Origin of the sequence: Bordetella bronchiseptica (genome assembly GCF_900636925.1) — a bacterium.
Taxonomy (GTDB): Bacteria; Pseudomonadota; Gammaproteobacteria; order Burkholderiales; family Burkholderiaceae_B; genus Bordetella; species Bordetella pertussis.
Window position 1 is genome coordinate 3,310,288 of the sequence record NZ_LR134326.1, and the last position, 20,744, is coordinate 3,331,031.

A 20,744-nucleotide genomic window follows, 5' to 3' on the forward strand; every position below is an offset into this window, starting at 1 on the left:
GGCCGGGCAAGCGGGATGGTTGCGTCCTCAGCCGCCCAGGCCGCAATCGGGCATGTCGTTGATCGCGCCGGCCTGCGTCACGGTGCTGTTCGGCGGCACGCTGTGCGTGAGCCAGACATTGCCGCCGATGGTCGAACCCTGGCCGATGGTGATGCGGCCCAGGATGGTCGCGCCGGCGTAGATGACCACGTCGTCCTCGATGATGGGATGGCGCGGCAGGCCTTTCTTGAGTTCGCCGTTCTCGCCCGGCGGAAAGCGCTTGGCGCCCAGCGTGACCATCTGGTAGAGCCGCACGCGCTCGCCGATGATGGCCGTTTCGCCGATCACCACGCCCGTGCCGTGGTCGATGAAGAAGCTGCGCCCGATGGTCGCGCCCGGATGAATGTCGATGCCGGTGTCGGAATGGGCGATCTCGGCGACGATGCGCGCCAGCATGGGCGCGCCCAGCCGATACAGCACATTGGCCAGGCGGTGGTGGATCATGGCGGTCACGCCCGGATAGCACAGCAGCACCTCGTCGACGCTGCGCGCGGCCGGGTCGCCCTGGTAGGCGGCCGTGACGTCCAGGTCCAGCGCCTTGCGCACCGCCGGCAACTCGGCGCCGAAGCGGCGCACGATGTCGACCGCGCGCTCGAGCACCTGTCCGTAGGGTTGCGGATCGTCGCGTCCGAGGTGCTGCAGCTCCAGGCAGACCTGGTGCAGCAGCGCGTCCAGCGCGGCGCCGATGGTGTGGCCGACGTAGAAATCCTCGACCTCTTCGCGCAGGTCGATGGGGCCCAGGCGCATGGGAAACAGCGCGCCGAACAGTTGCCGCATGATGTCGCGCAGGCTTTCCTGGGAAGGAAACTCGCGCACGCCCGACTCGGACTCCTCGCGCAGGCGGCCGCGCGGGCCGCGCCACTCCTGGCGCGCGCCGCGCAGGCCGGAGACGATGCCGTCGAGGTTCCAGTTGGCGACGGGATAATGGGAAGAACCGCTCATGCGCGCGACTCCGGCGTGGCGGTGAGGACGGCCGCCGGGGCCGTCACACAGAACAGATGAAACATGGCGTAGCCTCGTTGATGATGCCGCGCGGCGCCGCCCGGCGCCGCCGTTGCATCAACTGTAACCGCTCGCCGTCGTTTGCGCGCGGCGGCCGATACGCCAACAGGGTTTAGGGCCGGCTATGCCGTGCGGCCGGCCGCCGCGCCCGCGCCGCCCTGCTCGCGATAGCGGTCGATCCAGAACGCCGTGGACGAATCATGGCCCCAGTCGACCGGCCCGGCCGCCGGCGGCACCGCCAATTGGCGCGCGATGTCCTGCGCCAGCCGCTGACAGGCCTGGGCCTGGTCGGCGCCGCCCAGGGCGGCGCCCCACAGCGCCGCCTGCACGAACGCCTTGTGCTCGTACAGCGCCAGCAAGGCCCCGACGGCGCGCGGGTCGACCTGCCTGAGCACGACCAGCGTCGAAGGCCGGCCGCCGCCGGCAGCCGGCTGGCCCGGCCCGGCGGGCAGGCCGCGCAGCAGCGCCTCGCGCTGCGCCAGGCAATTGGCCAGCAGGGCGCGGTGGGCCGGCGGGCTGGCCGGGTATTCGTCCAGGCCGGCGATGAAATCCACCGGAGCGCCGGCCGGCGCCCGATGCAGCCACTCGAAGAACGCGCCCGGTCCGGGCGCGCCGGCCGGGCTCCAGACCACGGGATAGGCGGGCAGGCTGGCCGGCGCGCGGCCCGCCAAGGTCATTTCCAGCTGCTGCACGCAAGCCGGCAGCGCCGCCAGGCGGGCGCTGTACACCGCCAGCGCGTGGGTCGGCCAGTGCATGGCGCTGGTGTTGGCCACCGCGGCCAGCGCCATCTGCATCGGCGCGTTGACCGCCGGCGCGGCCTGCAGGAAATGCTGGTCCATGGCGGCGGCGCCGCTGCGCAGCGCCTTGAGCATGTCGACGCCGAGCGCCAGCGCCACCGGCAGCGCGCCCACCGACCAGAGCTCGTGGCGCGGCTGCAGCCAGGACGGCAGGCGGAAGACCCGCGCGGCCGCCACGCCCAGCGCGCGCGCCGCCGACTCGTTGCCGGTGACGGCCACCAGGTGCGCCGAGACATCGTCGATACCGGCGCGGCGCAGCCAGTCTATGGCGGCGCGCGCGTTGTCCAGCGTCTCGGACGGTTCGAAACCGCGGCTGGCCGCCACCACCAGGGTACGGCGCGGGTCCAGCCCCGCCAGCGCCTCGTGCAGCGCCGCTGCGTCGCCGCCGCTCACAAAGCGCAGCTGGCGGCGCTGCGCCGGCCCGCCGAAGGCCTGCAGCGCCAGCCGCAAGGCCCATTGCCCCGCCCCCCCGCCGAGATACAGCACCGCTGGGCAGGCGCCGCCGCGATCGAGTTCGCGCACGAACTCCAGCATGCGCGCGTATTCGATCTCGACCTCGATGTCGCACTGCTCTTCCGGATGGGCGCCGTAGCCCGCGCGCAGCACCGGATAGCGGCCATGCGCGGCATCCGGCGCGCCCGGCGCGAACAACGCGGCGCGCGCGCCCAGCACGTCGCGCGCCTGCAGCAGCGCCAGGCCGGCCTGGGCCAGCGCGCTGCTGTGGCGTTGCATGCTCAGGTCCACATAAATGCCCGCCGCCTCGATGACGCGCAGCGGGCGCGCCACCAGCGACGCGCCGGGCGCCGCCGCGGCGAACACGCGCCACTGCGGGCTTTGCGCCGAAAGCTGGAGGTCCGCGGCGGGGATGACCGCATGGGGCTGGGCGTTTTCCGGCATGCGAGCCTCTCAGAAGGTAATGGACAGATGCGGCGCGATGCGCGCCAGTTCGCGCCGGAACTCGGCCTGGATGCGCGCCAGCGCGGCGGCCGTGTCGCCTTCGAAGCGCAGCGCCAGGACCGCGGCGCCGCATGCCTGGCGGACCAGGCCGAAGCCGTCGTCGTAGTCCACGCGCACGCCGTCCAGGTACGTGATGCGCCGCGCGCCAGGGAAGCCGCCGCGCACCTGCATGGCCGCCAGGATGGCCTGCAGGTCCGCCTCGGGCAGCGCCACCCGCGTCTCGGGCGCCGTGAACGACGCCGGCGCCTGCGTCAGCAACGCCGTCGCATCGGCCACGCCCGAGAGCAGCTCCAGCACGCGCGCGGCCGCATAGATCGCATCGTCGAAACCGTACCAGCGGTCCTTGAAATACAGGCGCCCGCTCATTTCGCCGGCCAGCAGCGCGCCGGTCTCCTGCATGCGCGCCTTGATCTGCCCCGGCCCGGATTTCCAGATCAGCGGCTCGCCGCCCGCCTGCTCGATGCCACGCGGGGCCAGGCGGCCGCACTTGACGTCGTAGATCACCGATGCGCCCGGGCGCCGCGCCAGCACGTCGCGCGCCAGCAGCACCAGCAGCCGATCGGCCCAGATGATTTCGCCGCTCTTGGACACCACCGCCAGGCGGTCGCCGTCGCCGTCGAACGCCAGCCCCACTTCGCAGTCCGAATAGCGCAGGCAATAGATCAGGTCCTGCAGGTTGCGCGGGTCGCCCGGGTTGGCGGGATGGTCGGCCGGCCCCGGGTCGCCGTCGGCGAACAGCGCCGTCACCTCGCAGCCCAGCTCGCGCAGCAGGTCCGGCGCATACAGGCTGGTGACGCCGTGGCCGCAGTCCAGCGCCACCTTGAGCGGGCGGCGCAGCCGGATGTCGGACAACAACCGCGCCTGATAGCAGGGCAGCACGGCCAGCTGCCGGCGCGCGCCCGGCGACTCGGCCGCGTCGGCGGCGCCGTCGGCCTCGATCATGGCCTCGCGCAACTCGCCCAGCCCGGCGCCGTACAGCGCGGCGCCATGCATCATGATCTTGAAACTGCTGTGGGCCTGCCCGTCGCGCCGGCCTGTCACGGCCACGCCCGCGCCGGTCTCGGTCAGGCGGGTGGCGTAGTACATCATGGGCGTGGTGACCCGCCCGATGTCGATGACGTGCGTGCCGGCGGCGCGTATGCCCGCCTGCAGCGCCGCCGCCAGCGCGACGCTGCTCAAGGTGGCGTCGCGCCCGACCACCACCGCGCCCGCATGCGTGGCCACGGCGCGCCGTCCGAGCGTCAGGCCGAGCGCGTGGGCGAATCCGGCATCGATCTCCTCGCCTGTGCGGCCGCGGATATCGTAGGGCCCGAAGACCCCGGCGCCGGTTCGCGAGCCGTCCCAGTCGAAAGATCCGTGCATGGTGGGCGTATCCATAAAGATTTCGCGCGAATAATGGCCGTCGCCGGTTCAGGCACGCCAGCGGCGGTAGCCGCATTGCACCGTGTTTTGCCGTCCTCGCCTCTCCGGCAGACGGACTACGCCGGCGGGTCCGCCGGGCCGGTATCCTTGTCCTCGCGCAGGCCTGGCACCAGCCCCAGGCTGACGGCGGCATAGGCGGCCGCGGCCTGGTTGCGCGCGTTCAGCTTCCAGTACAGCGTGCGCGCATGGCTCTTGACGGTGGCCACGGACGTGCCGACCTCGCGGCTGATCTCGCGCATGGTCTTGCCTTGCACCATCAGGCGCAGTATCTGTTCCTGCCGCTGGGTCAGCTGCATGGCGCCGCGCACCGGCGTCGCGCTGGCCTGCACCGGCAGCGGGTAGCATTGGCCGCCGGCCATCACCAGGCTGATCGCCGCGCCCAGCGCGTCGGGGCTGAGCGACTTGGCCACATAGCCCGCCACGCCGGCGCGCGCGGCCGCCGTGAGCACCGCCAGATCGAGCTCGGGATACAGCAGCAGCATGTTGCGCGGCGCCAGCGTCGCGATAACGCGCGTGAGCATCAGCTGGTCGTGCTCGCTCACGCCCGAACAGCCCAGGATCGCCAGTTCCGGCGGCCGGTCCACGCTGCTCGCCACGGCCTCCAGTTCGGCGGAAGCGAGCGCCCGTACCTGTCCGGCGCCGCGCCCATGCTCCAGCACGTGCTGGATGGCGATTCGCAACAACGCATAGTCTTCGATGAGAACGGTCGTCATGCGCACGGGCCTTTAGCGGCGAGTCCGGGTCGGACCCGCGCATGCCCATGCGCACCTGCGATACGACGTATGCATGGTCGAGGCCGACGGCCTGCGGGCGCTTGCGCGGGAATCTCCATCTGTCACCCGCGCCACGCGTGGCGCCCCGCTGCCGGGGCCACGCAGGCGTGTGTATGCAGATGAGATTCATGCTATCAGCGGCAACCATGCATGCCTCTCCTTCAGGAGAATGAATGAGCCCTATCTTTTGGCCGGGAGGATGGCTACCGGTCGACAGCCACTCGCGTGACGGCGGCCGGCAAGCCTGCCCTAGCGGCAGACATAGGTCGGTCGCTCGGCTTCGCGCGCGCCGGCCTCGGCCCACTCCAGCGTCGCCCCGCGCTGCAACGCCGTATAGACCGCCTCGCCCTTGTTCTTCACATGCAGGCGCTGATACAGCGTGCATGCATGGGTCTTGGCGGTCGCCACGGAAATATTGAGCATGCGGCTGACTGTCTTGATCGGGTAGCCTCGCGCCAGCAGCACCAGCACCTCGTACTGGCGCGGCGTGATCTGCAGCAACTGGGCGCCGGTCGAGATCGGCATGGTGGGTTTGACGCCGTCATTGGTGACGCGCATGGCCGAGGGATAGCCCGCCGCGATGGCAGGCTGCAGGGCCTGCTCGCCGGGGAAGCACTGGCCGCCCGCCATCACCAGGCGGATGGCCGCTTCAAGCACCTCCACCGGCGCGGTCTTGGGCAGGCAGCCGCAGACCGCATTGACCGGCAGCGCCTGCATTGGAATCGGCAAAGGCATGATGTCGCTCAGCAACAGGATCCGCTTGGGCGACAACACACTCTGGATTTCACTCAGCGCACCCACTGCCAGGTCCGGGTCGGTTGGCAGGCCGTATATCAGCAAGTCGGCCTCCGACTGCGTGGCGTCCGCCTTGGACAGATCCGCCACCCCCATTCCCTGTATTTCCCAAATGTCGTCGAGCTCGCTCAGGATTTGCCAGAGACCGAGTCGCAACAGTGGGTGCGCTTCAATGAGTACCATTTTGGCCATGGTTTCCTCACTCTTGTTCTTCCACATGAACGGAACCTTCGCTGCACTGAAGGCTGCCCTGCCATCTGCCGCCGACCCCGAATATTGCATCGCACCAATGATGCACACTCTCTACTTCAACCGGCTTACTTCCGCCAGCCATTCGGCAAATGGCATGAAATCATAATATTTGTCGGATTTGGTAAAAGCAAGCAGGCTTACGCCGAATTAATCCCAGAAAAACCATGTCGTCCGGAAGAACTAAACACTAGGGTCGACCCTGATCGCAGCCCTCATCCCACCTTTTCCACATCTCGAAGAAACCCTCCACACCGCCTGGAAAGCCGCATGGAGCAACGATTCTATTCTCTTTATGGGTCATGGACCCGCGCACGGCCCGTCTTGGCGGGAGAGAAACAGCGCAATCCGCAGAAATAATAAGAAATATATTTCCGTACTCGCCAAAAGATATCATGCGCTTATTCAAGCCAGATCAGGCAAATAACTTTGTTATAAAAAAACCGTAGCCCTCCAGGCAGTATTCCAGGCATTACGCCGGCCGGCCGGCACGGCCCGCCCCGCCCCCTGCTGGCGAGGGAATCCCCTTGGTGAACTCGGCGCCCGCGGCCGCCGGCCGGCGTGGTCCGGACACACCTCGTGTGCCGAATTTACCGGCCGTTTCTCCTGTCGCCACGGCCTTCCGATTTACCGGAAATGCGCGCCATGATTATTGCTTCGGATATAAAAATGACTTCCCGGTTGCAGAAAATAAATCCGTTCTTTTTCGTCGCGCGGAGTACCGCCTTGGTACACAACCGGTGTCCTTCCTGGCCAGGCCGGCGCATCTGTCCCAGGCGCAGCCTGGCTTTCCGGGGTGGCGCGGCGCGCTGGACGAGATAATAAAAGGGTGTACGCCGGCCAGGTCGACGATATGGGTTTCCGATCTTTGTATACAAAATAATTACAAAACAATTCCGCGCCACGAGAGACAGAGGTCTCATAAATAGAGGGTTGAAACAGTATTTGCCTCATACCGATGCTGCGTTGCAAAAATATTATTCCCGGCTACTGCCGCCGGCATCAGCCGCGCCCGCCCCTTCCCTCATCCATGGCCATTCCTAGGGTCTACCCTATCCGGGATAGCCTCTAGGCCTTTTGCCGCGTTCCGCTCCCTATAATTAATTCAAACGAACGTATGAATCAGGGCGCCATGAACGAACTGAAATCCACTTCGACGCGCGAGATCATTCTCGAAACCGCCGAGCAGCTGTTCGCGCAACAAGGCCACGACGGCACCTCGATGCGGCAGATCACCAGCGCGGCGGGCGTCAACCTGGCGGCGGTCAATTACCACTTCGGCTCCAAGGAGGCGCTGGTCCAGGCCGTGCTCAAGCGCAGGCTGGAGGAGGTCAACCGCGAGCGCCTGCGCCTGCTCGATGAACTCGAGGCCGCCGCCGGCGGCACCCCGCTCAAGCCGTCGCAGATCGTCGATGCCTTCTTCGGCACCCTGCTGCGCCTGGCCGCCAGCCCCAACCACGCGGGCAAGTCCTTCCTGCCCCTGCTCGAACGCACCATGACCGACCCCAGCGGCTTCATCCGGACGCTGTTCGCCGAGGAGTACGCCGACGTCATGGAGCGCTACAAGAACGCGCTGTTCGCGGCGCTGCCGGGCGTGCCGCGCGCCGAAATCATGTGGCGCTTCCAGTTCATGCTGGGCGCCACGTCGTACGCCATCATGGGCACCGACACCCTGCGTTTCGTGACCGGCTGGACATTCGACCAGGCCGAACCGCCCGACAACCCGCATTGGCTGCTGCCCCGCCTGCTCAGCTTCCTGCTGGGCGGGCTGCGGGCGCCCCTGCCCGAACTGCCTTAGGCCCATTTCTTGCGGAGGCTGGAGCATGAACGCTGTACTGGTCGTGTTGTCGGGCGCGGCGCTGCTGGCCGCGGCGCTGCTGGGCATCGGGCCGCTGCGGCGCGCCCTGCTGAGCCGCCCCATCCTGGCGGCCTACCGCAAGGTGCTGCCTGCCATGTCCGACACGGAACGCGAGGCCCTGGAGGCTGGCACCGTGTGGTGGGAAGGCGAGTTGTTCGGCGGCCGCCCGGATTGGCGCAAGCTGCTGGACTATCCGCGTCCGGTCCTGAGCGCGGCCGAACAGCGCTTTCTCGACCACGAGACCGAACAGGCGTGCCGCCTGGTCGATGACTGGCACATTACCCACGAGCGTTTCGATCTGCCGCCGCAGGTATGGGCCTACATCAGGGAACAGGGTTTCCTGGGCATGATCATTCCGAAGGAATACGGCGGCCTGGGCTTCTGCGCCCATGCGCATTCGGCGATCGTCACCAAGCTGTCGACGCGCTCGTCGGCGCTGGCGGTGTCGGTCATGGTGCCCAACTCGCTGGGGCCGGCCGAACTGTTGCTGCACTACGGCACCGAGGCGCAGAAGCGCCACTACCTGCCGCGCCTGGCCCGCGGCGAGGAAATACCGGCCTTCGCGCTCACCAGCCCGTGGGCCGGCTCGGACGCGGCCGCCATTCCCGACCACGGCACGGTCTGCAAGGGCCAGTGGCAAGGCCAGGAAGTCCTGGGCATGCGCGTCACCTGGGACAAGCGCTACATCACGCTGGCGCCCGTCTGCACGCTGCTGGGGCTGGCGTTTCGCCTGTACGACCCGGACGGCCTGCTGGGCGGACGCAAGGATCTCGGCATCACCTGCGCACTGGTGCCGCACGATCATCCCGGCGTCGACACCGGCCGGCGCCATTTTCCGCTCAACGCGATGTTCATGAACGGCCCCACCCGCGGCACGGACGTATTCATGCCGCTGGAGTTCATCATCGGCGGGCCCGCCATGGCCGGCCAGGGCTGGCGCATGCTGATGGAATGCCTGGCGGCGGGCCGCTCGATCTCGCTGCCGTCGTCCAACGCAGGCATGGCCCAGCTGACCGCGCGCGCCGTGGGCGCCTATGCGCGGGTGCGCAGCCAGTTCCGCATGCCGGTGGGCAAATTCGAAGGCGTGGAGGAGGCGCTGGCGCGCATCGGCGGCCACACCTACCTGATGGACGCGGCGCGCGTCATGACGGCCGGCGCCGTGGACCTGGGCGAAAAGCCCGCCGTGGCATCGGCCATCGTCAAATACCACGTCACCGAACGCGCCCGCCAGGTGGTCAACGACGGCATGGACATCAGCGGCGGCAAGGGCATCTGCCTGGGTCCGTCGAACTTCCTGGGCCGCGCCTACCAGCAACTGCCGATCGGCATCACGGTGGAAGGCGCCAACATTCTCACGCGCAGCCTGATCATCTTCGGCCAGGGCGCGATCCGCTGCCATCCCTACGTGCTGGCCGAAATGCGCGCGGCGCAGGACCCCGACGCCGCGCGCGGCCTGCGCGAGTTCGACCGCGCGCTGTGGGGCCATGCCCGCCACGTGGCCGGCAACGCGCTGCGGGCGCTGGGCGGCGCGCTGAGCGGCGCGCGGCTGAGCCGCGCCCCGCGCGCGGCGGCGCCTTCGATGCACGCCTACTATCGCGCGCTGTCGCGCTACAGCAGCGCCTTCGCGCTGCTGGCCGACGCCTGCATGCTGGCGCTGGGCGGCAGCCTGAAGCGGCGCGAGCGGCTGTCGGCGCGGCTGGGCGACATCCTGGCGCAGATGTACCTGGCCAGCGCGGTGCTCAAGCGTTTCGAGGACGACGGCCGCCAGGCCGAGGACGAGCCCCTGGCGCATTGGGCCGTGCGCGACGCGCTGTACCGGCTGCAGCAGGCCTTCGAAGGCGTGCTGGACAATCTGCCCAACCGGTTGGTGGCCTGGACGATGCGACGTATCATCTTCCCATGGGGACATCCCCAGGCCGAGCCGGACGACAGGCTGGGCCAGGCGGTGGCGCAGTTGCTGATCGCCCCCGGCGCGGCGCGCGACCGCCTGACCGCCAGCTGCTTCATCCCCGCCAATGAGGACGAGCCGGTGGGCGCGCTGGAACAGGCCCTGGCGGCGGCGATCGCGGCCGAACCCCTCGAGGCGCGCATCCGCGCCGCCGAGAAATCCGGCGACCTCGAAGGCGATCCGCGCGCCAATGTGCGCGACATCGCCCAGGCCGCCCACGCCGCCGGCGTGCTCGACGAGGACGATTACCGCCTCGTCGAACGACGCAACCGCTTGCGCGACCGCGTCATCGGCGTGGACGATTTTCCCTTCGATTACGGCATTACCGGCGCACTCAGGCCGGCGGCGCGACGCCAGGCGGCATAAGGAGCGACAGGCATGCGTTTTCAACCGGTATACATCGTCGACGGCACGCGCAGCCCCTTCCTGAAGGCGCGCAACGGCCCCGGACCGTTCTCGGCCGCCGACCTGGCCGTGCAGGCCGGCCGCGCGCTGCTGCTGCGCCAGCCTTTCGCCCCCACCGACCTGGACGAAGTCATCGTCGGCTGCGCGGCGCCCTCGCCCGACGAAGTCAATATCGGCCGCGTCATCGCCCTGCGGCTGGGCTGCGGCAACCGCGTGCCCGGGTGGACGGTGATGCGCAATTGCGCCTCCGGCATGCAGGCCCTCGATTCGGCCATCGCCAATCTGCAGCTGGGCCGCAGCAGCCTGGTGCTGGCCGGCGGCACCGACGCGCTGTCGCGCGCGCCGCTGCTGTTCTCCGACGACATGGTCAAGTGGCTGGCGCGCTGGTATGGCACGCGCGGCCTGGGCGCCCGGCTGCGCGCGCTGGGCGCGCTGCGCCTGCGCTACCTGGCGCCGGTCATCGGCCTGCTCAAGGGCCTGACCGATCCGGTGGTGGGCCTGTCGATGGGACAGACGGCCGAGAACCTGGCCACCCGCTTCGGCATCGACCGCGCCGCCATGGACGCCTACGCGGCGCGCAGCCACCTGCGCGTGCTGGCCGCGCGCGAAGCCGGCCGGCTGGGCGAGATCGTGCCGCTGGCCGATACGCGCGGCGCCGTCTACCCCGACGACGATGGCGTGCGCGACGACTCCACCCCGCAACGCCTGGCGCGCCTGCGCCCGGCGTTCGACAAGCCGTGGGGCAACATCACGGCCGGCAACAGCTCGCAGGTCACCGACGGCGCGGCCATGCTGCTGCTGGCTTCGGAGGCCGCGGTCCGCAAATGGGGGCTGCGCCCGCTGGGGCGCATCCTCGACAGCCAGTGGGCCGGCCTGGATCCGGCCCAGATGGGCCTGGGGCCGGTGCACGCGGCCACGCCCATCATGCAGCGGCATGGACTGGGCCTGCACGACCTGGACCTGTGGGAAATCAACGAAGCCTTCGCCGCGCAGGTGCTGGCCTGCCTGGCGGCCTGGGACGACGAGGCCTATTGCCGCGAACACTTCGGCACCGGGGCCTGGGGCCGCCTGGACCAGGACCGCCTGAACGTGGACGGCGGCGCCATCGCGCTGGGCCATCCGGTGGGCGCCTCGGGCGCGCGCATCGTGCTGCACCTGCTGCAGGCCCTGAAGGCGCGCGGCATGCGCCACGGCATGGCCGCCATCTGCATCGGCGGCGGCCAGGGCGGGGCCATGCTGGTCGAAAACCTCGAGGAGCGCGCATGAACACGCCCGACCTGGCCTACACCCACTGGCGCCTGCACCGTGAAGCCGACGGCCTGGCATGGCTGGCGCTGGCGCGCGCCGACGCCGCCGCGAACTCGCTGTCGGCCGAAGTCATGGCCGAACTCGCCGCGGTGCTCGACGCCCTGCAGGCCCAGCCGCCCAAGGGACTGGTCATTCTGTCGGGCAAGGAGAACGGCTTCATCGTCGGCGCCGACATCAACGAATTCGGCGCGCTGCAGACGCCGCAGCAGGCGCGCGAACTGGTCGCGCGCGGCTGGCAGCTGTTCAACCGGCTGGCGGCGACGCCGTACCCCACGCTGGCGCTGATACGCGGCCACTGCCTGGGCGGCGGCCTGGAACTGGCGCTGGCCTGCCGCTACCGCATCGCCGCCGACGACGCCGACACCGCGCTGGGGCTGCCGGAAGCCATGCTGGGCATTTTCCCCGGCTGGGGCGGCATGCGGCGCCTGCCGGCGCTGATCGGCGCGCCGGCCGCGCTGGACATGATGCTGACCGGACGCCGGGTCGACGCGCGCCGCGCCGCGGCGCTGGGCCTGGTCGACGCGCGCGTGCCGCCGCGGCTGCTGCAGGCCGCCGCCCGCGCCACCGTGCTGTCGGGCCGAGCGCCGCGCCGCGCGCGCGGCCTGCCGGCCTGGCTGAACCGCTGGCCGCTCAAGGCGCTGGCGGCGCGCCGCGCGCGCCAGGGCGTGGCCGCCAAGGATCCGCAGGGCCACTACCCCGCCCCGCGCGCCATCATCGACATCTGGGCGCGCCACGGCGGCAACGCCCTGCATGCGCCCGACCTGATAGACGGCATCCTGGCTTCGGACACGGCGCGCCAGCTGCTACGCGTGTTCCGCCTGCAGGAACGGCTCAAGGGCTACGGCAAGGCCGCCGTCGACGCGCCCGTGCGGCGCGTGCACGTGGTGGGCGCCGGCGTCATGGGCGGCGATATCGCCGCCTGGTGCGCCTACCGCGGGTTGACCGTCACGCTGCAAGACCAGGACATGGCGCGCATCGCGCCGGCGCTGGCGCGCGCCGGCGCCTTCTTCGCCCGCAAGCTGAAGGACCGGCGCGCCGCGCGCGCCGCCTTCGACCGCCTGGTTCCCGACCCCCAGGGCGATGGCGTGGCGCAAGCCGACCTGGTCATCGAGGCCATCAGCGAGAACGCCCAGGCCAAGCAGGCCCTCTACCGCCAGCTCGAACCGCGCCTGAAACCGGGCGCCCTGCTGGCCACCAATACCTCCAGCCTGTCGCTGGCCGGGCTGGCCCAGGTCCTCGACCAGCCGCAGCGGCTGGTCGGCATCCATTTCTTCAACCCGGTGGCGCGCATGCCGCTGGTCGAAGTCGTGCTCGCCGCCGACGGCGATCCGCGCGCGCTGGCGCGGGCCTGCGCCTTCATCGGCCGCATCGGCAAGCTGCCGCTGCCCGTGCGCGACGCGCCGGGTTTCCTGGTCAATGCGGTGCTGGCGCCCTACATGCTGGAAGCGATGCGCTGCGTCGACGAGGGCATGGCGCCGGCGGCCATCGACGCCGCCATGGCCGCCTTCGGCATGCCGATGGGGCCGCTCGAGCTGGCCGACACCGTCGGGCTGGACATCGCGGCGGCCGCCGGCGCCCAGCTCACCGGCGAGCAAGCGCCGCCGCGCTGCCTGGCCGAACGCCTGGCGCGCAAGGAACTGGGCCGCAAGAGCGGCCGCGGCTTTTATGCCTGGCGCGACGGCAAGGCGGTCAAGCCGGCCGCGCGCGGCGTGCCGCCAGGGCTGGTCGACCGCCTGCTCCAGCCCCTGATCGACAGCGCCCGCGAGCGCGTGGCCGCCGGCGTGGTGGCCGATGCGGACCTGGCCGACGCGGGCGCGATTTTCGGCACGGGCTTTGCCCCCTACACGGGCGGCCCGCTGCAATACGCAAGTCAACGAGAAGCCGTCCAGCGGCCTTAGCACGGCGAACCAAGAGCGGAAAGCCGTCCCCAAGCAAGGCAGTCACGTCACAACGCGAGGAGACAGAACCCATGAATGGACGATCGGTGACCTTGAAAACACTGGTTGCGGCGCTGGCCGGCCTGGCGGCCGGCGCCGCGCACTCGGCCGGTTTCCAGTTGCTCGAACAGAACGCCAGCGGGCTGGGCAACGCCTACGCCGGCTCGGCGGCAAACCCGGAAAACGCCAGCATCATGTACTTCAATCCAGCCGGCATGACCTATCTGCCCGGCGTGAACGTGTCGGGCGGTGTCAACGCCATCTGGCCTTCGTTCAAATTCTCGGACAACGGCGACAGCCGCGACCCCACGCTGCTGGGCGGCGGCAGGCCCGCCGGCGGCAACGGCGGCGATGCCGGCAGCCTGGGCGTCGTGCCCAACGCCTACGTCTCATGGCAGGTGGCCGACCAGTGGTGGCTGGGCCTGGGCATGGGCGCGCCGTTCGGCCTGATGACCAAGTACGACAGCGGCTGGGCGGGCCAGTACCACTCCAACAAGTTCGACATCAAGACCATCAACATCAACCCGTCGATCGCGTACAAGGTCAACGACCGCTTCTCGATGGGCTTTGGCATCAACTGGCAGCGCATCGACGCCACCTACAAGAAGAAGACCGTGGTGCAGCCCGTGCCCGGGCTGCCCATGTTCACCAACGGCGACGCCACGCTGGACATGGACGGCGACGCCTGGGGCTGGAACGTGGGTTTCATGCTGCAGCCCACCGACGCCACCCGCGTCGGCCTGTCCTACCGTTCGCGCATCAAGCACACCGCCAGCGGCAACACGGACGTGGACAACATCGCCCTGCCGGGCGGGCGCAGCGCCTCGGCCTCGTACGACGCCAAGGCGTCGGTGGACCTGCCGGACTCGCTCATCCTGAGCGTGTCGCACCAGCTCAACGACCGCTGGGAGCTGCTGGGCGACATCTCCTGGACCGGCTGGAGCAGCATCCCCGAGCTGAAGATCAAGAACAAGAACGGCCCGACCGACGAGCTGCCGCTCAAGTTCCGCGACAGCTGGCGCGTGGCGCTGGGCGCCAACTACCAGTTCGCGGCACAATGGAAGTGGAAGTTCGGCGTCGCCTTCGACCAGTCGCCGGTGCACGACGAGGCCGACCGACCGACCTCGCTGCCCGACACCGACCGCTGGTGGTTCTCGACCGGCGTGCAGTACGCGCCGACCGACAACGTGACGGTCGATCTGGGCTATACCTATCTGTACCTGCGCGACACCGACATCGACACGACCTCGGGCAACCCGCTGACCAAGGGCCGTGTCGCCGGCACGTACAACAGCAAGGGCAATATCGTGGGCATGCAGGTTTCGGCCCGCTTCTAGCAAGGGCCCGGCCCGCAAGACCACACCCCGGGGGCTCGGGCGCCCGGGGCCGCAACGACTGGAGGTTTCCTTGAGCAAGTTCGTCGTCAAACAAGCCGCCGTCCTGGGCGCCGGCGTCATGGGCGCGCAGATCGCGGCCCATCTTGCCAATGCCGGCGTGCCGGTCATGCTGTACGACCTGACCGCGCCGCAGGGCGAGCGCAACGCCGTGGTCCACAAGGCGCTGGCCGGCCTGCGCAAACTCGAGCCGGCCCCGCTGGCGCGCCCGGACCGCCTGGCGCTGATCACGCCCGCCAACTACGACGATGACCTGGAGCGGCTGGGCGGCTGCGACCTGGTCATCGAGGCCATCGCCGAGCGGCTGGACTGGAAGACCGATCTCTACCACCGCATCGCCGCGCACGTGGCGCCGCACGCCATCGTCGCCTCCAATACCTCGGGCCTGTCGATCGAAACCCTGGCCGGCGCCCTGCCCGAGGCGCTGCGGCCGCGCTTTTGCGGCATCCACTTCTTCAACCCGCCGCGCTACATGCGGCTGGTGGAAATCATCGCCACCCGCCATACGCGGCCCGAGGTCGTCGACCAGCTGGAGGGCTGGCTGACCTCGCGCCTGGGCAAGGGCGTCATCCGCGCCCTGGATACGCCCAACTTCGTGGCCAACCGCATCGGCGTGTTCTCCATCCTCGCGGCCATGCACCACACCCAGCGCCTGGGCCTGGGGTTCGACGAGGTCGACGCGCTGACCGGACCGAAGATCGGCCGTCCCAAGAGCGCCACCTACCGCACCGCAGACGTGGTGGGCCTCGACACGCTGGCGCACGTGGTCGCCACCATGCGCGACAACCTGCCCGACGATCCGTGGCATGCGTACTTCGAACTGCCCGCCTGGCTGCAGGCCCTGATCGACCAGGGCGCGCTGGGCCAGAAAAGCGGCGCGGGCGTCTACCGCAAGGCCGGCAAGGAGATCCAGGTGCTGGACCCGGCCAGCGGCCAGTACCGGCCCTCGGCCGGCGCGCTGGCCGACGAGACCGCCGCCATCCTCAAGGAGCGCGATCCGGCCAGGCGCCTGGCGCAACTGCGCGCCAGCACGCACCCGCAGGCGCAGTTCGTGTGGAGCCTGTTGCGCGACATTTTCCATTACAGCGCCTGCCAGCTCGCCGGCGTGGCCGACAACGCGCGCGACCTGGACCTGGCGATGCGCTGGGGGTTCGGCTGGGCCCAGGGCCCCTTCGAGACCTGGCAGGCGGCCGGCTGGCAGGACACCGCGCGCGCCATTGCCGAGGACATCGCCGCGGGCCGCGCCATGAGCGCCGCGCCCCTGCCGGACTGGGCCCTGGACAGCGGCCGCACCGGCGTGCACACGCCGCAGGGTTCGTACTCGGCGCGCGACGGCCAGCTGCGCCCGCGCTCGGCGCTGCCGGTGTACCGACGCCAGCTGTTTCCCGAGAAGCTGGTCGGCGAGTCGCCCGCGCCGCGCGGCGAAACCGTCTGGGAAGCGCCCGGCGTGCGCCTGTGGCGCCTGCCCGAGCAGGACGGCGGCATCGCCATCCTGTCGGTCACCTCGAAGATGCACACGATCGGCGAGGAAGTGCTCGACGGCATCCAGCAGGCCATCGCCCGCGCGGAGCGCGAATTCGACGCCCTGGTGATGTGGCACGACGCGCCGTTCGCCGTGGGCGCCAACCTGGAACAGGTCTACCAGGCCTGCGCGGCGGGCGAGTTCGAGCGCCTGGAAGCCACGGTCGAACAGTTCCAGCGCACCTCGCTGGCGCTGGCCCGCGCGCAGATCCCCACGGTGGTCGCGGTACAGGGCATGGCGCTGGGCGGCGGCTGCGAGTTCATCATGCATGCCAGCCACCGCGTGCTCGCGCTGGAAAGCTACATCGGCCTGGTCGAGGCCGGCGTGGGCCTGATCCCCGCCGGCGGCGGCAGCAAGGCCCTGGCGGTGCGCGCCGCGCGCCTGGCCGCGGCCACCGCCACGCCGGCCGAGGTGTTTCCCTATCTGCAGCCCGTGTTCCAGAACATCGCCACTGCCCAGGTCGCCAAGAGCGCCCTGCAGGCCATGGACATGGGCTACGCGCACGACGGCGACACGGTGGTGTTCCATCCGGACGAGCTGCTGTGGGTGGCGCTGCGCCAGGCGCGCGCCGCGGCCGACAGCGGCCACGCGCCGGCGCCCGCGCCGCGCGACATCCCGGTGGCCGGCCGCACCGGCATCGCCAACTTCGAGATGGTGCTGGTCAACATGCGCGAAGGCGGCATGATCAGCGCCCATGATTACCGCGTGGCACGCAGCGCCGCCGTGGCCCTGTGCGGCGGCGAGGTCGAGGCCGGCACCCGCGTCGACGAGCAGTGGCTGCTGGCCGTGGAACGGCGCGAATTCATGGCGCTGCTGCGCACGCCCGAAACGCAGGCGCGCATCCGCCACACCCTGGACACCGGCAAACCGCTGCGCAACTGAGGATTCATCATGAGCAAACAGATTCAGGACGCCTACATCGTCGCCGCGACCCGCCTGCCGGTGGGCAAGCGCAATGGCGCCTACGCCACCACGCGCCCCGACGACATGCTGGCCGCGGTGCTGCGGGCCGTGCTGGCGCAGGTGCCCGCGCTGCTGCCCGAGCGCATCGACGACGTGATCACCGGCTGCGCCATGCCGGAGGCCGAACAGGGCATGAACGTCTCGCGCATCGGCCTGCTGCTTGCCGGCCTGCCGCAAAGCGTGGCCGGCGTCACCGTCAACCGCTTCTGCGCCTCGGGCCTGCAGGCGGTGGCCGATGCCGCCAACCGCATCCGGCTGGGCATGGCCGACGTGATGATAGGCGCCGGCACCGAATCGATGAGCGCCATGCCGCAGATCATGGGCAACAAGGTGGCGATGAACCCCGCCGTCTTCGCGCACGAGGAAAACCTCGGCATGGCGTTCGGCATGGGGCTGACCGGCGAAAAAGTCGCCGAGCAATGGAAAGTCTCGCGCGAGGACCAGGATGCCTTTTCGCTGTCCTCGCACCAGAAGGCCTGCGCCGCCATCGCCGCCGGCCACTTCAAGGCCGAGATCACGCCCTACCAGGTGCGCACGCACCTGGCCGGCGGACGCGACGGCGCCGTGCGCGTGGCCGAACGCTGGATCGAACAGGACGAAGGCCCGCGCCCCGACAGCACCGCCGAGGCGCTGGCCAGGCTGCGGCCGGTATTCGCCGCGCGCGGCAGCGTCACCGCCGGCAACAGCTCGCAGATGTCCGATGGCGCGGCCGCCGTCGTGCTGGTCTCCGAGCGCGTCCTGCGCGAGTACGGCCTGCAGCCGCTGGCGCGCTTCGTCGATTTCGCGGTGGCCGGCGTGCCGCCGGAGATCATGGGCATCGGCCCCAGGATGGCCATTCCCAAGGTGCTGGCGCGCAGCGGCATCGCCCAGCAGGACCTGGACTGGATCGAACTGAACGAAGCCTTCGCCGCGCAGTCGCTGGCGGTCATGCGCGACCTCGAACTCGATCCGGCCAAGGTCAACCCGCTGGGCGGGGCGATCGCGCTGGGCCACCCGCTGGGCGCGACCGGCGCCATCCGCACCGCCACCATCGTGCACGGCCTGCGCCGCACCGGCGGCAAGTACGGCATGGTCACCATGTGCATCGGCACCGGCATGGGCGCGGCCGGCATCTTCGAGGCGCTGTGAAGCTGCAGTGGATCGAACGCGTGCCGCCGCGCTGGCGGGCGCGCCTGTTGCGCGTGGGGTTCAACCTGCACCCCGCCTTCCGCGCCACCGGCGGGCGGGTGGTGGAGATCGCGGCCGACTTCCTGCACATCCGCATCAGGCTGCCGCTGGGCCGGCGCACCCGCAACATCGTCGGCTCGATGTATGGCGGATCGCTGTTCTCGGTGACCGACGGCGCGCACCCCACCATGCTGATGATGGCGCTGGGGCCCGGCGTCATCGTCTGGGACAAGGCCGCCACCATCCGCTACCGCAAGCCGGCCTACGCCACGCTGTATGCGGATTTCCGCATCGGCCGCGATGAAATCGCCGCGATTCGCGCCGAGCTGGCGCGCGATCACGAAACCACGCGCACCTACAGCGTGGCGCTGAGCGACCGCCATGGCGAGGTCTACGCGGTGGTGGAGCGCACGGTCTATATCGCCGACAAGACCTTCTACAAGCGCAAGACGCAGGCCGGCGCGCCGGCGCGCACGCCGCTCGAGCCGGCCCCGCCCGGCAACTAGGACCGCCCATGGAAAAAATCTGGCTGGCCAGCTATCCGGCGGGCGTGGCGCCCGAGATCGACAGCGGCGCGCATGCCTCGCTGGCCGAGGTGATCGAAGACAGCTGCCGGACCTTTGCCGGCAAGACCGCCTATATCAGCCTGGGCCGCACGCTGAGCTACGCCGGACTGGACCGCCGCTCGCGCGCCTTCGCCGCCTGGCTGCAGGCGCGCGGCCTGGGCAGGGGCGAGCGGGTCGCGCTGATGATGCCCAACCTGCTGCAATACCCCATCTGCCTGTTCGGCGCCTGGCGCGCCGGCTGCACGGTGGTCAGCTGCAATCCGCTCTACACGCCGCGCGAACTGGCGCACCAGCTGGCCGACTCCGGCGCGCGCGCCATCGTGGTGGCCGACAACTTCGCCGCCACGCTGCAACAGGCGCTGCCGCAGACCGCCCTCGAACACGTGGTCGTGACCTCCATCGGCGAACAGCTGGGCTGGCCGCGCGGCCCTGTGGTCGACTTCGTGGTGCGCCGGGTCAAGCGCATGGTGCCGGCCTGGTCGCTGCCGGGCGCGCGGCGCCTGCGCGACGTGCTGGCCGAAGGCGAGCGCCTGCCCCACGCGGCGCCGGCGCTGGGCCACGCCGACCTCGCCTGCCTGCAATACACCGGCGGCACCACCGGCGTGGCCAAGGGCGCCATGCTCACCCACGGCAACCTGATCGCCAATCTGTGCCAGGCGCACGCCTGGGTCAGGCCGCTGGTCAAGGAAGGCCGGGAATGCGTGGTGACGGCCCTGCCGCTCTACCATATCTTCGCCCTGACGGCGAACTGCCTGACCTTCCTGAAGATCGGCGCGAGCAACCTGCTGATCGTCAATCCGCGCGATATCCCGGCCTTCGTGCGCGAGCTGCGCAAGACGCCATTTAGCTGCATCACCGGCGTCAACACCCTGTTCAACGCCCTGCTCGACCACCCCGGTTTCGCCCGGCTCGACTTCTCGCGCCTGCGGCTGACCCTGGGCGGCGGCATGGCGGTGCAGCGCTCGGTCGCCGAACGCTGGCGCGCCGTCACCGGCAAGCCGCTGGCGCAGGCCTATGGCCTGACCGAGACCTCGCCGGCGGTCACCATCAATCCGCTCGACGCCCCGGATTTCACCGGCTCCATCGGGCTGCCTGTGCCCTCGACCGAGCTGTCGATCCGCGACGAACACGGCGAGGAGCTGCCCCTGGGCGCGACGGGCGAAATCTGCGTGCGCGGTCCGCAGGTCACGCCGGGCTATTGGCGGCGGCCCGACGAAACCGCGCTCAGCTTCCATGCCGACGGTTTCCTGCGCACCGGCGACATGGGCTACGTCGACCCGCGGGGTTATGTCTTCCTGGTCGACCGCAAGAAGGACATGATCCTGGTCTCGGGGTTCAACGTCTATCCGAACGAAATCGAGGACGTGGTGGCGCTGCACCCCGGGGTGCGCGAGGTGGCCGCCGTGGGCGTGCCCGACGCGCGCTCGGGCGAGGCGGTCAAGCTGTTCGTGATCCGCAAGGACCCGGACCTGGACGCCGCGGCGCTGATCGCCTACTGCCGCGCCAACCTGACCGGCTACAAGGTGCCGCGTTCGGTGGAATTCCGCACCGAGCTGCCGCGCACCAACGTGGGCAAGATCCTGCGCCGCCAGTTGCGCGACGAGGCCGGACGGCCCGCCTAGCGGCGCCGTCCGGCGCCGGC

14 protein-coding genes are annotated in these 20,744 nt (G+C 70.1%); 9 read left to right on the forward strand and 5 right to left on the reverse strand.

What is annotated here, in order from left to right:
- Window positions 1-27 precede the first annotated feature (27 nt).
- From epsC to EL288_RS15400, 5 genes are all read right to left on the reverse strand, one after another.
- Entirely contained in the window at window positions 28-981 is a 954-nt protein-coding gene (gene epsC, locus EL288_RS15380; protein WP_003810126.1) for a serine O-acetyltransferase EpsC, read from the reverse strand.
- A 182-nt stretch (window positions 982-1,163) separates the two neighbouring features.
- Window positions 1,164-2,735, reverse strand: a complete 1,572-nt coding sequence (locus EL288_RS15385; RefSeq protein WP_033459630.1) for a glucose-6-phosphate isomerase — start codon at window positions 2,733-2,735, stop codon at window positions 1,164-1,166.
- Between the two features lie 9 nt (window positions 2,736-2,744).
- Complete coding sequence (locus tag EL288_RS15390) at window positions 2,745-4,172, reverse strand: phosphomannomutase/phosphoglucomutase (protein WP_003810121.1); 1,428 nt, start codon at window positions 4,170-4,172, stop codon at window positions 2,745-2,747.
- Between the two features lie 101 nt (window positions 4,173-4,273).
- The gene (locus EL288_RS15395; protein WP_003810119.1) at window positions 4,274-4,930 is read right to left on the reverse strand and encodes a response regulator transcription factor; all 657 of its coding nucleotides are present in this window, start codon (window positions 4,928-4,930) and stop codon (window positions 4,274-4,276) included.
- 309 nt (window positions 4,931-5,239) lie between these two features.
- Window positions 5,240-6,004 (reverse strand): response regulator transcription factor, encoded by a 765-nt coding sequence (locus tag EL288_RS15400; RefSeq protein WP_003810118.1) that lies wholly within the window; start codon window positions 6,002-6,004, stop codon window positions 5,240-5,242.
- Between the two features lie 1,162 nt (window positions 6,005-7,166).
- Between EL288_RS15400 and EL288_RS15405 the strand changes: the two genes are divergently transcribed.
- The 9 genes from EL288_RS15405 to EL288_RS15445 all read left to right on the forward strand — a co-directional run bounded on the left by EL288_RS15405 (window position 7,167) and on the right by EL288_RS15445 (window position 20,724).
- Window positions 7,167-7,832 (forward strand): TetR/AcrR family transcriptional regulator, encoded by a 666-nt coding sequence (locus tag EL288_RS15405; protein ID WP_033459640.1) that lies wholly within the window; start codon window positions 7,167-7,169, stop codon window positions 7,830-7,832.
- 25 nt (window positions 7,833-7,857) lie between these two features.
- Window positions 7,858-10,206, forward strand: coding sequence for an acyl-CoA dehydrogenase (locus EL288_RS15410; RefSeq protein ID WP_003810115.1), 2,349 nt, complete (start codon window positions 7,858-7,860; stop codon window positions 10,204-10,206).
- Between the two features lie 12 nt (window positions 10,207-10,218).
- Window positions 10,219-11,511, forward strand: coding sequence for an acetyl-CoA C-acetyltransferase (locus EL288_RS15415; RefSeq protein ID WP_033459632.1), 1,293 nt, complete (start codon window positions 10,219-10,221; stop codon window positions 11,509-11,511).
- Window positions 11,508-13,451 (forward strand): 3-hydroxyacyl-CoA dehydrogenase NAD-binding domain-containing protein, encoded by a 1,944-nt coding sequence (locus EL288_RS15420; RefSeq protein WP_033459634.1) that lies wholly within the window; start codon window positions 11,508-11,510, stop codon window positions 13,449-13,451. Before EL288_RS15415 ends, EL288_RS15420 begins: the two co-directional genes overlap by 4 nt.
- Window positions 13,452-13,522: 71 nt before the next feature.
- Entirely contained in the window at window positions 13,523-14,827 is a 1,305-nt protein-coding gene (locus tag EL288_RS15425; protein ID WP_033459635.1) for an OmpP1/FadL family transporter, read from the forward strand.
- A gap of 70 nt (window positions 14,828-14,897) precedes the next feature.
- The gene (locus EL288_RS15430; RefSeq protein ID WP_033459636.1) at window positions 14,898-17,288 is read left to right on the forward strand and encodes a 3-hydroxyacyl-CoA dehydrogenase/enoyl-CoA hydratase family protein; all 2,391 of its coding nucleotides are present in this window, start codon (window positions 14,898-14,900) and stop codon (window positions 17,286-17,288) included.
- A 9-nt stretch (window positions 17,289-17,297) separates the two neighbouring features.
- On the forward strand, window positions 17,298-18,497 hold the full coding sequence (locus EL288_RS15435; RefSeq protein WP_003810108.1) for an acetyl-CoA C-acyltransferase: 1,200 nt from the start codon (window positions 17,298-17,300) through the stop codon (window positions 18,495-18,497).
- Window positions 18,494-19,042: a PaaI family thioesterase gene (locus tag EL288_RS15440; RefSeq protein WP_003810105.1), complete on the forward strand. Its 549-nt coding sequence runs from the start codon at window positions 18,494-18,496 to the stop codon at window positions 19,040-19,042. Before EL288_RS15435 ends, EL288_RS15440 begins: the two co-directional genes overlap by 4 nt.
- Before the next feature lie 8 nt (window positions 19,043-19,050).
- A complete protein-coding gene (locus EL288_RS15445) occupies window positions 19,051-20,724 on the forward strand; it encodes a long-chain-fatty-acid--CoA ligase (protein WP_015039376.1) in 1,674 nt (557 codons plus the stop codon).
- Window positions 20,725-20,744: the final 20 nt, after the last annotated feature.